This is a genomic window from Streptomyces sp. (genome assembly GCF_031181555.1).
Classification (GTDB): Bacteria; Actinomycetota; Actinomycetes; order Streptomycetales; family Streptomycetaceae; genus Streptomyces; species Streptomyces fimbriatus.
In genome coordinates, this window is record NZ_JAPSKQ010000232.1 from 3,450 (window position 1) to 7,833 (window position 4,384).

The window sequence follows — 4,384 nt, forward strand, 5'->3', positions numbered from 1 at the left end:
CCGCGTACGTCATCTTCACCTCGGGGTCCACGGGGCGGCCCAAGGGCGTCGTCGTCCCCCGGTCGGGCCTCGGCAACCTGCTGCTGGACATGGCCGGGCGGGCCGGACTGGGCCCGGGTGACCGCCTGCTCGCCGTGACCACCCTGGGCTTCGACATCGCCAACCTGGAACTGCTCGCGCCCCTGGTGGCCGGTGCCGCCGTGGTGGTGGCCGGGGCCGACGAGGTACGCGACCCCGCACGGCTGCGGCACCTGCTGGCGGCCGAGCGGGTGTCGGTGATGCAGGCGACGCCGAGTCTCTGGCAGGCGGTGGCCGCCGAGGTCGCACCCGTCCTCGGCGGTGTCCGCGTCCTGGTCGGCGGCGAGGCGCTGCCGGCCGCACTGGCCCGTGAACTCCTCGCGTCCGCCGCGTCGGTGACCAACGTCTACGGCCCTACGGAGACGACGGTCTGGTCGACCGCGGCGGAGCTGTCGCCCGAGGACCCGGACGCCGCGGCATCGGCGCCGGCCACCATCGGACGGCCGATCACCGGCACGGCGGTGTACGTCCTCGACCGGGCCATGCAGCCCGTACCGCCCGGCGTGGTGGGCGAGTTGTACATCACCGGCGCCGGACTGGCACGCGGGTACGCGCAGCGGCCCGGCCTGACCGCCGAACGCTTCGTGGCCGACCCCTTCGGCGCGCCCGGCACCCGGATGTACCGCACCGGCGACCTCGCACACTGGACGCCGAACGGCCGGCTGGTCTGCACGGGCCGGGCGGACCAGCAGGTCAAGGTGCGCGGGTTCCGCATCGAGCCGGGCGAGATCGAGGCCGTGCTGGCGGAACAGCCGGGCGTGGCCCGCGCCGCGGTCGTGCTCCGCGAGGACACGCCGGGCCGACGGCAGCTGACCGCGTACTTCGTCCCGGGTGCGCAGCCCGTGGCAGGCGACCAGGAGCTGGCCGAGGCGCTGGCCCGGCGCCTGCCCCCGTACATGGTGCCCGCGGCCTTCGTGGCCCTCCCGCAGCTGCCCCTGACGGCGAACGGCAAGCTCGACCGGGCCGCGCTGCCCGCCCCGGCGGCGACCGCCGCCAACGCCGGCCGGGCACCCCGGAACGCGGTCGAGGAGACCCTCTGCCGGCTCTGCGCCGACCTGCTCGACACGCCGTCCGGCGTGAGCATCGACGACGACTTCTTCGCCCTCGGCGGTGACAGCGTCTCGGTGATGCGCCTGGTCGCCGCCGCACGCCGCGAAGGGCTGGCCCTCACCCTGCGCGACGTGTTCGAGCACCCGACCGTGGCGGACCTGTCCGTCGTCGCGGTTCCGCAGGACAGCGGCACGGGTCACGCGGCCCCCGCGCAGGACGCCGCCCCGTCCGCTTTCGACGAGGACGACCTCGGGCGCCTGCGGGCCCGCTATCCGTGCTTCTCGGACGTCCTGCCCCTCTCCCCCGTACAACAGGGCCTGCTGTTCCAGTCCCTGCACGATGCGCAGAACGCCGGGGACGACGACTACACCGTGCAGCTCGGCTTCACGGTGGAGGGTCCGCTGGACGGGACCCGGCTGCGCGGCGCCTGGCAGGCCCTGCTGCGCCGGCACCCCGTGCTGCGCTCGGCGTTCGTCGCCGACACCACCGACGTACCGGCGCAGGTGGTGCTCGACGACGTCGAACTCCCCTGGCGCGACGTCGACCTCACCGGGCCGCCGACGGCCGCCGGCCCCCGGGAACAGGACCGGCGGCTGCGGCAGGTGGCCGCCGGGGAACGGGCCGGACGCTTCGACCTGGCGCGTCCCCCGCTGCTGCGCGTCGCCCTGGTACGGCTCGCCCCCGAACGGCACGCCGTGCTCTTCACCCACCACCACATGCTGCTCGACGGCTGGTCGCTGCCCCTGCTGGGGCGTGAGCTGTTCGCCCTCTACCACGGCGAGACCCTGCCGCCGGTGGCCCCGCCGCGCACATACCTGTCCTGGCTCGGGCGGCAGGACCGTGAGGCGGCCCGCGCCGCGTGGCGCGCCGAGCTCGACGGACTGGACGCGCCGACGCTCCTCGTGCCGGACGCCACGGCGGAGGCGGAGCCGTCCCAGGGCCGCCACACCGTCGACCTGTCCACCGGCACCACCGACGCCCTGCGGGACCTGGCCGCCGCGCACGGGCTCACCCTCAACACCGTCGTCCAGGGCGCGTGGGCACTCCTCCTCGCCGGGCTGACCGGGCGCGACGACGTCGTGTTCGGCACCACGGTCGCCAGCCGTCCGGCCGAGGTCGACGGGGCCGAGTCGATGGTCGGCCTGTTCGTCGACACCGTTCCCGTGCGCGTACAACTGCGTCCGGCGGACGACCTGCGGGACATGCTGCGCGGGATGCAGCGCCGGCAGTCGCGCCGCGCGGCCGCCGCACACCTGGGCCTGCCGGACATCACCCGCCTCACCGGCCTGGACCGGCTCTTCGACACCGTACTGACCTTCGAGAACTTCCCCGTCGACCCGGCCGCCTTCCGGCCGGGTCCCGGCCTCGCCGTCACCGACCCGCACGTCCACGCGGGCACCCACTATCCGCTGACGCTGCTGGTGGTGCCGGAGGACGCCGGGCTCAGCCTGCGGTTCGGCTACCGCACCGGCGTCTTCACGCCCGACGGCATCACCCGCGTCGGCGCACGGCTGGTGCGGCTGCTGGAGGCGCTGGCCGCCGACCCCGCCCGCACCGTCGGCGCCGTCGACGTGCTCCTCCCGGAGGAGCGGCGGCAGGTGCTGGTCGAGTGGAACGACACCGCCGTGCCGGTGCCGCCCGTGTCGGTGCCCGAGCTGGTCGCGGCGCAGGCGGCGGCGACGCCCGACGCGACCGCCGTGGTGGACGCGGACGGCGGGGCCGGTGGCGAGGAGTTGACGTACGCCCGGTTCGACGCCCGGGTGGCGGCGCTCGCGGCACGGCTGCGCGAGCGGGGCGTGGCGCCCGAGACCCGGGTCGCCGTCGCCCTGCCGCGCTCGGCGGACCTGCTCGTCGCCGTGCACGCCGTGCTGCGCGCGGGCGGCGTGTACGTGCCGGTGGACCCGGAGCTGCCGGCGGAGCGGATCGGACTGCTGCTGGACGACGCGGCCCCGGCCTGCACCCTCACCACGCGCGACCTCGCCGAGCGGTTCCCCCGCCTCGACGGCCCGGGCACCGTCCTCCTCGGCGCCGACGCCCCCGTCGGCACCGGCGCCGCCCGCACCGCTCCGGTCCCCGTGGCACCCGGCTCGGCCGCGTACATGATCTTCACCTCGGGCTCGACCGGCCGCCCGAAGGGCGTCGTCGTCTCCCACGAGGCCATCGCCAACCGGGTGCTGGGCATGCAGCGGGAGTTCGCGCTGACCGCCGACGACCGGGTGCTGCACAAGACACCCGTCGGGTTCGACGTGTCCGTGTGGGAGCTGCTCTGGCCGCTGACCACGGGCGCCGCGGTGGTCGTGGCACGCCCCGGCGGGCACCGCGATCCGCACTACCTGGCGGGCGCCGTCGGGAACCACGGGGTGACGACGGTGCACTTCGTGCCGTCGATGCTCCGCGTGTTCCTCGACTCCGTCGACGGGCCCGCCGCGGCCGGGTTCCGGCTGCGGCGCGTGATCTGCAGCGGCGAGGCACTCCCGGCCGACCTCGCCGACGCGTCCCTCGCCCTCCTCGGCGTCCCGCTGTTCAACCTGTACGGGCCCACCGAGGCGGCCATCGACGTCACGCGGTGGCGGTGCCTCCCCGCGTGGACGGGCACGGTGCCCATCGGCGCCCCGGTGGACAACACCCGCGTGTACGTGCTCGACGCGGCGCTCCGGCCGGTCGCCCCGGGTGTGGCGGGCGAGTTGTACCTGGCGGGACGCCAGCTCGCCCGCGGCTACCCGACCCGGCCCGGCACGACCGCGCTCCGTTTCGTCGCCGACCCCTTCGGCCCCGCGGGCAGCCGGATGTACCGCACCGGCGACCTGGCGCGGTGGCGCGGTGACGGCACGCTGGAGTACCTGGGCCGCACCGACCACCAGGTCAAGATCCGCGGAGTGCGGGTCGAACCCGGCGAGATCGAGGCGGTGCTCGGCACGCACCCGGCGGTGGGCCGGGCCGTGGTGACCGTGCGGGAGGAGGAGCCGGGCCGCAGGCAGCTCACCGCCTATGTCGTACCGGACGTCCGAGGGCGCTCCGCGCCCGGGTCCGCCACGTCCGAGCAGGTGCGGGAGTGGCAGGCCGTCTGGGAGTCCGCCTACGCGCCCGGCCGGGCACCGGGCACGCCCGGCACACCGGGCGGGGGGGACCTCACCGCCGCCTTCGGTGAGGACTTCTCCACCTGGGACAGCAGCTACGACGGCCGGCCCCTCCCGCTCAAGGAGATGAGCCGCTGGCGGGACGCGACCGTCGAGCGGATCCGCGCGCTGCGTCCCGT

Annotated in this window: 1 protein-coding gene; it reads left to right on the forward strand. The window is 75.9% G+C overall.

The features are described 5' to 3' along the window. Positions 1 to 4,384 (forward strand): amino acid adenylation domain-containing protein (locus RIM90_RS29165; RefSeq protein ID WP_309063748.1); only part of this gene is annotated, 4,384 nt, incomplete at both ends.